General features: G+C 70.0%; 7 protein-coding genes and 4 tRNA genes. 7 read left to right on the top strand and 4 right to left on the bottom strand.

All coding sequences use genetic code 11. The features are described from left to right. From ACFW48_RS30880 to ACFW48_RS30870, 3 genes are all read right to left on the bottom strand, one after another. Positions 1-1,859 (bottom strand): DEAD/DEAH box helicase (locus ACFW48_RS30880; protein WP_386320365.1); only part of this gene is annotated, 1,859 nt, incomplete at its 3' end. A 284-nt stretch (positions 1,860-2,143) separates the two neighbouring features. Continuing rightward, positions 2,144-2,698 carry a hypothetical protein gene (locus ACFW48_RS30875; RefSeq protein WP_386320363.1) on the bottom strand — a complete coding sequence of 185 codons (555 nt, stop codon included), beginning with the start codon at positions 2,696-2,698 and terminating at the stop codon, positions 2,144-2,146. A gap of 96 nt (positions 2,699-2,794) precedes the next feature. After that, a complete protein-coding gene (locus tag ACFW48_RS30870) occupies positions 2,795-3,145 on the bottom strand; it encodes a metallopeptidase family protein (RefSeq protein ID WP_189869689.1) in 351 nt (116 codons plus the stop codon). A 106-nt stretch (positions 3,146-3,251) separates the two neighbouring features. Here ACFW48_RS30870 and ACFW48_RS30865 point away from each other — a divergent pair, with 106 nt between their 5' ends. From ACFW48_RS30865 to ACFW48_RS30835, 7 genes are all read left to right on the top strand, one after another. Next, positions 3,252-4,931 carry a metallophosphoesterase gene (locus tag ACFW48_RS30865; protein ID WP_386320360.1) on the top strand — a complete coding sequence of 560 codons (1,680 nt, stop codon included), beginning with the start codon at positions 3,252-3,254 and terminating at the stop codon, positions 4,929-4,931. Between the two features lie 80 nt (positions 4,932-5,011). Then, positions 5,012-5,084 (top strand) — tRNA-Glu (locus ACFW48_RS30860). Between the two features lie 36 nt (positions 5,085-5,120). Further along, positions 5,121-5,195: transfer RNA gene (locus ACFW48_RS30855), tRNA-Asp, on the top strand. Positions 5,196-5,219: 24 nt separating this feature from the next. Next, positions 5,220-5,293, top strand: a tRNA-Phe gene (locus ACFW48_RS30850). A 117-nt stretch (positions 5,294-5,410) separates the two neighbouring features. Continuing rightward, the gene (hrpA, locus tag ACFW48_RS30845; protein ID WP_386320357.1) at positions 5,411-9,364 is read left to right on the top strand and encodes an ATP-dependent RNA helicase HrpA; all 3,954 of its coding nucleotides are present in this window, start codon (positions 5,411-5,413) and stop codon (positions 9,362-9,364) included. Positions 9,365-9,470: 106 nt separating this feature from the next. Then, positions 9,471-9,545 (top strand) — tRNA-Asp (locus ACFW48_RS30840). A gap of 179 nt (positions 9,546-9,724) precedes the next feature. Beyond that, on the top strand, positions 9,725-9,919 hold the full coding sequence (locus tag ACFW48_RS30835) for a DUF6274 family protein (protein ID WP_386320355.1): 195 nt from the start codon (positions 9,725-9,727) through the stop codon (positions 9,917-9,919). Positions 9,920-10,349: 430 nt separating this feature from the next. Here ACFW48_RS30835 and bldC read toward each other — a convergent pair whose 3' ends face one another. Next, positions 10,350-10,556: a developmental transcriptional regulator BldC gene (gene bldC / locus ACFW48_RS30830; RefSeq protein WP_003949541.1), complete on the bottom strand. Its 207-nt coding sequence runs from the start codon at positions 10,554-10,556 to the stop codon at positions 10,350-10,352. Positions 10,557-10,764 lie beyond the last annotated feature (208 nt).

Raw genomic sequence — 10,764 nt, 5'->3', positions numbered from 1 at the left:
AACGAACGGCCGCCACGGTCGCCGCCACGGTCATTGCGGTCGTCACGGCGGAAGCCGCCACGGTCGCCACCCCGGTCGTCACGACGGTCGAAGGAACGGCCACCGCGGTCGTCACGACGGTCGAACGAACGGCCGCCACGGTCGCCGCCACGGTCATTGCGGTCGTCACGGCGGAAGCCGCCACGGTCGCCACCCCGGTCGTCACGACGGTCGAAGGAGCGCCCACCGCGGTCGCCGCCACGGTCATTGCGGTCGTAGGAACGGTCGCCGCGGTCGGCGAAGCGGTCCCGGCCGTTGCCGCCGCCGCTCCGCTCGGTCTTCTCCACCTTCTCCACGTCCCGCGCGCCCGGCTGCTCGGGCAGCGAGACCTCGGCCTCCGCCGTCCCGGACGCGGCGGCGGCCACCTCGGCGAGCACCGCCTCCGGGTCCTCACCGCGCTCCCGCGCGACCCGCGCGACCAGCCGGTCGGCCTCCTCGCGCAGCTCGGTCGCACGCCGCTGGGCGCGCTCCAGCTCCTTGTTGAGCTGGGCGACCTCGCGCTCGGCCTGCTGCGCCGCGTTGCCCGCCGACTCGGCCTGGACCTCGGTCATCGACCGGGCCCCGGTGATCTCGGCGACCTCCGGCTCGAAGGCCGCGCCGCCCTGGATGATGTGGCGCGTGGCGTCGACGCCCGCGTCCTCCATCAGCCGGAAGATCTGGCGCCGCTGGTGCGGCAGGGAGAGGGAGACGACGGTGCCGGTACGACCGGCGCGCGCCGTACGGCCGGCGCGGTGCAGGTAGTCCTTGTGGTCACCGGCCGGGTCCACGTTCAGGACCAGGTCGATGCCGTCGACGTGGATGCCGCGCGCGGCGACGTCGGTGGCGACCAGGACGTTGACGTACCCGTCCTTGAAGTCGGCCAGGGTGCGGGTACGCGCGCCCTGGGTCATGCCGCCGTGCAGCGCGTCGGCCTTCACGCCCGAGTCGCGCAGCTGCTCGGCGACGCGGTCGGCGCCCAGCTGGGTGCGGACGAAGATGATGGTGCGGCCCTTGCGGGAGGCGATGGCCGCGGTGACCGGCGCCTTGTCCTTGGGCTTCACGACCAGGATGTGGTGCGACATGGTCGTCACGGCGCCCTGGGCGGCGTCGACCTCGTGGCTGACCGGGTTGTTCAGGTACCGGTCGACGAGAGTCTTGATCTCGTTCTCCATGGTCGCGGAGAACAACATCCGCTGACCGCCCGCGGGCACCTGGTCCAGCAGCTCGGTGACCTCGGGCATGAAGCCCAGGTCGGACATCTGGTCGGCCTCGTCGAGAACGGCGATCTGCACGTTCTCCAGGGAGCAGGCGCCGCGCTTGATGATGTCGCGCAGTCGGCCCGGGGTGGCGACCAGGACGTCGACGCCGCGTTCCAGGGCGTAGATCTGGTTGCCCATGGAGGTACCGCCGCAGACGACCTTCATCTTCAGCCCGAGGACGTCCCCGTACGGCTGGAGCGCGTCGGCCACCTGCATGGCCAGCTCGCGGGTCGGCGTCAGGATGACGGCGCGCGGCTTGTGCTTCTCGGTGCGGCCGCCGGACAGCGTCGCCAGGGCCGGCAGACCGAAGGAGAGGGTCTTGCCGGAGCCGGTGCGGCCACGGCCGAGGATGTCCTTGCCCGCCAGCGCGTCCGGGATGGTCGCGGCCTGGATCGGGAAGGGGGTGGTCACGCCGTTCTGCGCGAGCTTGCGCACGACGCCCTCGGGCAGGCCGAGCCCGGCGAAGGTGACCTCGGGAGCGGCCTCGACGGCCTCGGTCCCGGTCTCCTCGACCGTCTCGGTGATGTCGGGGATGTCGGCGTTCTCGGGCACGACGACGTGATCAGTACTGATGATGGACATGCGAATGCGAAACCTTCCGGAGTCTCTCGTCGGCACGCGCCCGTCAACTCCGTGAATCGCGATTCGCAATACGACCGCCTCAATGCGGTCCACCACGGCAAGGGAGAGAGTACGCGCCACACGGCGCGCTCTGCGGTGGCGCCGGGCAAATGGGATCAAACGATCTACCACCATACGCACCCCTCCCCCCGGAAGGCAAACCGAGTAGCACATGCCCAGCTCAGCCGGGCTGTCGCCCCGCGCCGGAGCCCTCGTGCGACAGCCCTCGCGCGGACGCGCTCGCCCTACACCGGAGCCCCGGCCTCGGGAGCCGGCTCCCGCTGCGCCAGCTGCGTCCCCGGAGGCTCGTGCGCCGACGAGGACGGCTCCGCCACCGTCGGCTCCGGCGTCGGTGAGGCGGGTGGCTCCGGGGGCGGCGTCGGCTGCGGCTCGACCGTCCGGGTGGGCTCCGCGGGCGGCGTACGGGTGGGCGCCGACCCGTCGTCCCCGCCCTTGGCCGGCGGGGCCCCGGTCGGGCGTTCGGGCGGCGGGGCCGAAGGGGTGGCGTCCTTCCCCGTGCCGCCCTCCTTCTCGCCCTTGCCCTTCCCCTTGCCGTCACCCTTGGCCTTCTTCCCCTTGCCGCGCCCCCGGTCCTTGTCGGCCACCGTCGCGTCGTACCCGGCGTTCCCTCCCGTCGCCGCGGGGCCGCCGTCGGGTACCTCGCCGCCGCGCTCCCCGGCAGAGCGCGACGGCCTGGCGCCCCCGCCGGACGCGTCGTCGCCGACGCTCATGCAGCCGGTGGCGGCGGCGACGGCCACCACCGTGGCGGCCAGACGGACGGGAACGTACAAGGGGCGCACGGGCGGCCACCTCCGGGGGTCAGGAGTCGCCGTGCCCAACTCCCGTCACCCACAAGAGGACACGCGCCACGAGCGGCGGACCTTGACCCGAGCGCGTCACCCGTACCCGAGGGCGTGCAGCCGCGCGTCGTCGATTCCGAAGTGGTGCGCGATCTCGTGGACCACCGTCACCTCCGTCTCCGCGACGACGTCCTCCCGCGTCTCGCAGAACCGCAGCGTCGGCCCCCGGTAGATGGTGATCCGGTCCGGCAGCACGCCCGCGTACCATTCCCCGCGTTCGGTCAGCGGTGTCCCCTCGTACAGCCCGAGCAGCTCGGGATCGTCCGTCGGCGGTTCGTCCTCGACGAACACCGCCACGTTGTCCATCAGCCGCGTCAGCTCCGGCGGAATCCGGTCCAGGGCCTCGGCGACCAGTTCCTCGAACTCCTCGCGCGTCATCTCCAGCACAGGCCCATTGTCGGGTACGACCGTGGCACACGACACAGCCGTCGGCGCCGACCGTCGACACGGCCGCCCCCGCATACCCGACCCGGGCCATGGGCATACGGGACCAATGGCCCGCGTCCGAGCAGCAGTCCCGCACGTCCTGGCCGAGGTGATGAACCCCATCCGCAACGCCCCGCGCGCCCTCATCCGCCGCCACCGCGCCCGCCGGACGTCCCCGGCGGTCGAACTCGCCCCCCGGTCACGCCCCTGGACCCGCGCCGTCGGCCTCGTCGGCGTCGTCCTGCTCGGCGCCTGGCTGGGCCTGCTCGTCGTGGGCGACGTCCGCGTCCCCGTCGGTCCCATGGACACGACGATGACCCTGCGCCCGTCCGTCACCGGCGGCACGAAGATCAACGTCTCACCGCTGGGCGCCCTCCAGCTCGACAGCCACTTCGCCCCGGTCCGCCTCGACGTCAACGTCGACCAACTCGACCCCGACCGCGCCCAGGCACTCGTCGACCACCCCGAGCGCCTCTCCGGCCTTCAGGACGAGGTCGCCCAGGACGTCGAACACGGCACCCTCGACCTCGCCGTCCGTTCCTGCGTCGCCGTCGTCACCGGCGCCACCGCCCTCGGCCTCGCCGTCTACCGCCGCCCCCGGCGCGCCCTCGCGGCCGGCGGCCTCGCCCTCAGCCTCCTGGCCGCCTCCGGCGGCACCGCGTACGCCACCTGGAACCCCGACTCGGTCCTGGAACCGAGGTTCTCCGGCCTGCTCTCCTCCGCGCCCTCCCTCGTCGGCAACGCGCGCAGCATCGTCACCGAGTTCGACGTCTACCAGAAGGAACTCGCACGCCTGGTGACGAACGTGACCAAGCTCTACGACGTCACGTCCACGCTCCCCGCCTACCAGCCCGACCCGACCACGATCCGCGTCCTGCACGTGTCGGACATCCACCTGAACCCGGCGAGCTGGAAGATCATCGCCTCGCTGGTGGAGCAGTACAAGGTGAACGTGATCGTCGACTCCGGCGACACGATGGACCACGGCACGGCCGCGGAGAACGGCTTCCTGGACCCCATCGAGGACCTCGGCGCCCCCTACGTGTGGGTCCGCGGCAACCACGACTCCCGCGTCACCCAGGAGTACCTGAAGGGCCTCAAGAACGCGCACGTCCTGGACGACGGCCGGGCCCGGACCGTCGCGGGCCTGCGCTTCGCCGGCATCGGGGACCCGCAGTTCACCCCCGACCGCTCCAAGCCGGACGGTGCCGAGGCCTCCCAGGAGCTGGCCGGCGCCCGCCTGGCCTCCGCCCTGCGCGACCAGAGCGCGGCCGGCACCCCCGTGGACGTCGCCGTCGCCCACGAGCCGTCGGCGGCCCGGGAGGTCGACGGCGCGGTGCCACTGGTCCTCGCCGGTCACGTCCACCGCGAGGACATGGAGCTCATGAAGTACGGCACCCGCCTGCGCATCGAGGGCTCCACCGGCGGCAGCGGCCTGCGCGCGGTCGAGGGCAAGCACCCCGACCCGATCCAGGCGTCGATCCTCTACTTCGACCGGGACAGCCGGCGCCTCCAGGCCTGGGACCAGATCAAGCTGGGCGGCCTGGGCCTGACGACGGCCGAGGTCAGCCGCCACCTCCCCAAGGAGAACCAGCCGGGCGCGACCCCGTCCCCCAGCGGCACGGGGCCGTCCCCCAGCGGCACGGGTCCATCCCCCAGCGGCACAAGCCCGTCCCCCACCGGCACGGGGCCGTCTCCGTCCGGCACGAGCCCGCCCCCGACCGGCCCGGCCCCCAGCCGTCCGTAAACCGTTTTGGCGATACCTCCCGCCATCCCATATGCTTCTCACGTCCCCGACGCGCTGAGAAGCGCCCAGGCGGGCCGATAGCCCTCATCGTCTAGCGGCCTAGGACGCCGCCCTTTCAAGGCGGTAGCACGGGTTCGAATCCCGTTGGGGGCACGCAGTACGGTGTGCGACACTGTCGTACACAAGCTTGGTCCTGTGGAGCAGTTTGGAGTGCTCGCCACCCTGTCAAGGTGGAGGCCGCGGGTTCAAATCCCGTCAGGACCGCTGAGGTTTCACGTGAAACCTCGCGGCTGGGTAGCTCAGTTGGTACGAGCGATCGCCTGAAAAGCGATAGGTCGCCGGTTCGACCCCGGCCCCAGCCACATGCAACCCCCGTCGAGATCATCGACGGGGGTTTTGTGTTGCGTGGGGGACGGTCGGCGCGGCCGGACAGAAATCGTTCGCCACGAAATTCGCGGGGATGAGATCCTGGAACCCGTATGTCTACGCACCCCGCCCCCGCCCTCGGCACCCTCGCCCCCCGGCTGACCGAGTTGTCCCTGCGCGACGCGCACCGGCTCGGCCGCAGGCTGGAGGGTGCGCGGAAGATCCGTAAGCCGGAGGCCCGCGCCACCGTTCTCGCCGAGATCGAGGCAGAGGTGGCCAAGGCCGAGCTGCGCATCGGAGAGCGCCGGGCCCGCGTGCCCGCCGTCAGCTACCCCGAGCAGCTGCCCGTCAGCCAGAAGAAGGACGTGATCGCGGAGGCCATCCGTGATCATCAGGTCGTCATCGTCGCCGGCGAGACGGGGTCCGGGAAGACCACCCAGATCCCGAAGATCTGTGTCGAGCTCGGCCGCGGCGTCCGCGGCATGATCGGGCACACCCAGCCGCGGCGGATCGCCGCCCGCACCGTCGCCGAGCGGGTGGCGGACGAGCTGGACACGCCGCTCGGTGAGGCCGTCGGCTGGAAGGTGCGGTTCACCGACCAGGTGAACCCGGACGCCACCTTCATCAAGCTGATGACGGACGGCATCCTGCTCGCCGAGATCCAGACCGACCGCGAGCTGCGCGCCTACGACACGATCATCATCGACGAGGCGCACGAGCGGTCCCTCAACATCGACTTCCTGCTGGGCTATCTCGCCCAGCTGCTGCCGAAGCGGCCGGACCTCAAGGTCGTCATCACCTCGGCGACCATCGACCCCGAGCGCTTCTCCCGGCACTTCGGCGACGCCCCGATCATCGAGGTCAGCGGGCGGACGTATCCGGTGGAGGTGCGGTACCGCCCGCTTCTGGAAGAAGAGGGCGACGACGCCGACCGTGACCAGATCACGGCGATCACCGACGCCGTCGAGGAGCTGATGGGCGAGGGCAAGGGCGACATCCTCGTCTTCCTCTCCGGTGAGCGGGAGATCCGGGACACGGCCGACGCGCTGGAGAAGAAGAAGTACAGATTCACCGAGGTGCTGCCGTTGTACGCCCGGCTGTCGCACGCCGAGCAGCATCGAGTGTTCCAGCAGCACACCGGGCGCAGGATCGTTCTGGCGACCAACGTCGCCGAGACCTCGCTGACCGTCCCGGGCATCAAGTACGTCATCGATCCCGGATTCGCCCGGATCTCCCGGTACAGCCACCGCACCAAGGTGCAGCGGCTGCCGATCGAGCCGATCTCGCAGGCCAGCGCGAACCAGCGCAAGGGCCGCTGCGGGCGGACCAGCGACGGCATCTGCATCCGGCTGTACAGCGAGGACGACTTCACCGCGCGGCCGGAGTTCACGGACGCGGAGATCCTCCGTACGAACCTCGCCTCCGTCATCCTGCAGATGACCGCGGCCGGCCTCGGCGACATCGAGAAGTTCCCCTTCATCGATCCGCCGGACCACCGCAACATCCGCGACGGTGTACAGCTTCTCCAGGAGCTGGGCGCACTCGACCCCGGGCAGAAGGACGTACGCAAGCGGCTGACCGACACCGGGCGCAAGCTGGCCCAGCTGCCCGTGGACCCGCGGCTGGCGCGGATGGTCCTGGAGGCCGACAAGAACGGCTGTGTCCGCGAGGTCATGGTCATAGCGGCGGCACTGTCCATCCAGGACCCGCGGGAGCGCCCGGCGGAGAAACAGGCCCAGGCCGACCAGCAGCACGCCCGCTTCAAGGACGAGACCAGCGACTTCCTGGCGTTCCTCAATCTCTGGCGGTACGTCCGCGAGCAGCAGAAGGAGCGGGGCTCGTCGTCCTTCCGCCGGATGTGCAAGCAGGAGTTCCTCAACTTCCTGCGGATCCGCGAGTGGCAGGACATCTACACGCAACTGCGCACGGTCGCCAAGCAGATGGGCATCCACCTCAACGAAGAGGACGCGCCGGACGACCGCGTCCACGTCTCGCTGCTGGCCGGGCTCCTCTCCCACGTCGGCATGAAGGACGTGAAGGAGGGTGCGAAGAACGAGTACCTCGGCGCGCGCGGCGCCAAGTTCGCGATCTTCCCGGGCTCGGCGCTCTTCAAGAAGCCCCCGCGTTTCGTGATGTCCGCCGAGCTGGTGGAGACCTCCCGGCTCTGGGCCCGCGTCAACGCGAAGATCGAGCCCGAGTGGGTGGAGCCGCTCGCCGGGCATCTCCTCAAGCGCACCTACAGCGAGCCGCACTGGGAGAAGGACCAGGCGGCCGTGATGGCGTACGAGAAGGTCACGCTGTACGGCGTGCCGATCGTGGCGCAGCGCAAGGTGAACTACGGGCGGATCGACCCGGAGGTCAGCCGTGAGCTGTTCATCCGCAACGCCCTGGTCGAGGGCGACTGGCGTACGCACCACAAGTTCTTCGCGGACAACCGCCGGCTGCTGACCGAGGTCGAGGAGCTGGAGCACCGCGCACGGCGCCGGGACATCCTGGTCGACGACGAGACGCTGTTCGACTTCTACGACCAGCGGGTGCCCGAACACGTCGTCTCCGGTGCGCACTTCGACTCGTGGTGGAAGCACAAGCGGCACGAGCAGCCCGACTTCCTCGACTTCGAGCGCGAGATGCTCATCAACGAGAAGGCCGGGGCGGTCACCAAGGACGACTATCCGGACTCCTGGCGCCAGGGGCCGCTGAAGTTCCGTGTCACGTACCAGTTCGAGCCGGGCGCGGACGCCGACGGCGTGACCGTGCACGTTCCGCTCCAGGTGCTCAACCAGGTCACGGACGAGGGCTTCGACTGGCAGATCCCGGGCCTGCGGGAGCAGGTCGTCACGGAGCTGATCCGGTCCCTGCCCAAGCCGATCCGCCGCCACTACGTACCGGCGCCGAACTACGCGCAGGCGTTCCTCGACCGGGCCGTGCCGCTCCAGGAGCCGCTGGCGGTGACCATGGCGCGGGAACTGAAGCGCATGGTGGGGGTGCCGTTCGACGCGGAGGACTTCGACTGGTCGAAGGTCCCCGACCACCTGAAGATCACTTTCCGGATCGTCGACGAGCGGCGCCGCAAGCTGGCCGAGGACAAGGACCTGGAGGCACTGAAGCTCCGCCTGAAGCCGAAGGCACGCAAGGCCCTCTCACAGGCCGCGGCGGCCACCGCCGAGCGCAGTGGCGGCGAGTCACTGGAGCGCGCCGGACTGACGGACTGGACGATCGGCACGCTGTCCCGTGTCTTCGAGACGCGTCGGGCGGGTCAGCCGGTGAGGGCGTATCCGGCACTGGTCGACGACGGGCCGACGGCGAACACCGTCTCCGTACGCCTCTTCGACACCGAGGCCGAGCAGGCGCAGGCGATGTGGAAGGGCACGCGTCGGCTGATCCTGCGCAACATCCCGGTCAGCCCCGCGAAGTTCGCGTCCGAGAAGCTGACCAACCAACAGAAGCTGAACCTGTCCGCGAATCCGCACGGTTCGATCCAGGCCCTGTTCGACGACTGCGCGACGGCGGCGGCGGACAAGCTGATCGCGGACTTCGGCGGGCCGGCGTGGGACGAGGAGTCGTACCGCAAGCTCTACGACAAGGTCCGCGCGGAGATCGTCGACACGACCGTCCGTACGGTGGGGCAGGTGCAGCAGGTGCTGGCGGCATGGCAGGCCTGTGAGCGCCGCCTGAAGGCCGTACGGAGCCCCGCGCTGCTGGCGAACCTCCAGGACGTGCGCGGGCAGCTGGACGCGCTGGTGAAGCCCGGCTTCGTCACGGAGGCGGGGATCAGGCGGCTGCCGGACCTGATGCGTTACCTGGTCGCCGCCGACCGGCGGCTGCAGCAGATGCCGACCGGCGTCCAGCGGGACACGTCCCGGATGGAGAAGGTCCACGAGATGCGCGACGAGTACGCGTGGCTGCTGGAGCAGATGCCGCGGGGACGGCCGGTTCCGCAGCAGGTCCTGGACGTCCGCTGGATGATCGAGGAGCTGCGGGTCAGCTACTTCGCGCACGCGCTGGGCACGGCGTACCCCGTCTCCGACAAGCGGATCGTGAAGGCGATCGACGCGCTCGCGCCGTAGCCGTTCCCGTGACGAGGGGCGCACGGAGGGTGAGTTCGCTCTAGGGGCTCGCCCTCCTGTAGAGTCTCTTCTCGCAGCGCAACGCAGCAAAAGCGCAGCAAAACCTGGTCCTGTGGAGCAGTTTGGAGTGCTCGCCACCCTGTCAAGGTGGAGGCCGCGGGTTCAAATCCCGTCAGGACCGCAGTGAAGAGGGCCCGCACCGATTGGTGCGGGCCCTCTTGGCGTGCCCCCCCACTCGCCCCGCCCCACCCCTCGCCCCCAGAAGGCCCTGAGTGGCCCTCTCGCGGCCTTGACGGCGTCACATTCGCTCGGTACTCCAAAGACAGGGCACGTTCTCCGTGCGACCCCCGGAGGTGGCGTATGGCGGCATCGGTCAGGCACGAGACGCGAGCCCTGCTCCGCGCGCATCTGTCGGCCGCTTCGTCGTACCGCCACCTGACGCGCCACTGCCCGATCTGTCACCGGCTGCTGCGCCTGGCGTTGGACTCGCCCGTTCCGCAGTCTCCGACGGGCCGTCAAGAGGGCGTCGAGGAGGGGAGCGCGTCCACCGCGTGATCCCCGTCGGCCCCAACACCCTTGCCACGCAGACCTACTGGAGCCCACGCCTCCTCTAGCGCACATATGCCAGAGCCAACAAGCGTCGCGCCATGTGACGGGTGTCACCGCATGAGTTTTTGAAACCGTGGCACTTACGGCTCCCCTACAAGTAGTCAATTTAATATGTGCAATTGCACCACCTCCCAGGGCGCGCGCACAGCTGATCCGACACCCCTCCCCAGACTCCGACAAGCCCGCTCACAGAGCCGGCCGGCAGGCCCTCACCAGGCACAGGACCGGACACAAAAAAGATCGCGCTGGACCCGGCGGAGTCCAGCGCGATCCACGACGCACCCCTGTTGGGGCAGGAACGACGTCGTTCGGAGCTGTGGTTCCGAGCGCCTCGGCGGGTTGGGGGACCTGCCGTTTTGCCCGGTTATTCAGTTGTTCAGGCCTCGCTGCGCTGCTGCGGAATGCCCGCGAGCAGAGCGCGGACCTCGGCTTCGCGGTAGCGGCGATGCCCGCCGAGCGTGCGGATCGACGTGAGCTTGCCGGCCTTCGCCCAGCGCGTGACCGTCTTCGGGTCGACGCGGAACATGGTGGCGACCTCAGCCGGGGTCAGCAGCGGCTCGGCATCAGGGGTGCGAGCGGTCATGAGCGGCCTCCTCGGGAGAACCGAACCTTCTCGGTTCTTTCCTCTAAATTCTGCACCTTGACCCGCGTTGCCCGAAATGGCGGACGCGAGTCGAGTCGGTTATAGGACGAACGGCTTGTCCTCGGCACTACAACTACACCATCTGTCCAGCCGCGTCGGCCAAACCGATGGAATTGCCCTCCCAGGTGTTCATCAGCGACGGAAGCCG

Origin of the sequence: Streptomyces sp. NPDC058812, from assembly GCF_042744565.1 — a bacterium.
In the GTDB taxonomy this organism is placed as follows: domain Bacteria; phylum Actinomycetota; class Actinomycetes; order Streptomycetales; family Streptomycetaceae; genus Streptomyces; species Streptomyces thinghirensis.
The sequence above is the reverse complement of the archived record's forward strand: the minus strand, read 5'-3'. Positions and strand labels throughout refer to the sequence as shown.

Excerpts from the sequence above, each read along its gene's own strand:
- ACFW48_RS30865 (WP_386320360.1), top strand. The coding sequence starts at position 3,252 with ATGGCCCGCGTCCGAGCAGCAGTCCCGCACGTCCTGGCCGAGGTGATG.
- hrpA (WP_386320357.1), top strand. The coding sequence starts at position 5,411 with ATGTCTACGCACCCCGCCCCCGCCCTCGGCACCCTCGCCCCCCGGCTG.
- ACFW48_RS30835 (WP_386320355.1), top strand. The coding sequence starts at position 9,725 with ATGGCGGCATCGGTCAGGCACGAGACGCGAGCCCTGCTCCGCGCGCAT.
- bldC (WP_003949541.1), bottom strand. The coding sequence starts at position 10,556 with ATGACCGCTCGCACCCCTGATGCCGAGCCGCTGCTGACCCCGGCTGAG.